The sequence below is a fragment of the Rhizobium sp. SVR5-9E genome, assembly GCF_056755095.1.
Window position 1 is genome coordinate 1 of record NZ_JBNDHS010000636.1, and the last position, 243, is coordinate 243.

General features: G+C 63.4%; 1 protein-coding gene. It reads right to left on the bottom strand.

Annotated elements, in window-relative coordinates; translation table 11 throughout:
- Positions 1-80: 80 nt before the first annotated feature.
- On the bottom strand, positions 81-243 hold a 163-nt coding region (locus ACPYOJ_RS36350), incomplete at its 5' end, for an aldose epimerase family protein (RefSeq protein WP_481420536.1).

Sequence of the window (243 nt, forward strand, 5' to 3'; positions counted from 1 at the left end):
GGGAGGTGCCACGGTGGTCGGCGCATACCAACATATGGCATGGCTGGACTCCGCAGCAGGGGATGCACGCGTCTATAGCTCTAGGACGCATCGGTCGAGAACTTGTGTATCGTCGTCGACCTTAGCGTTTCGCCCGGCTTCAGCACCGTCGTCGGCAAGGACGGCTTGTTCGGCGAATCCTGGCAGTGCTGCGTCTCGCGGCAGACGCCGTCAGTCTGGCGGTATTGTTGACCGGCCGCGCCG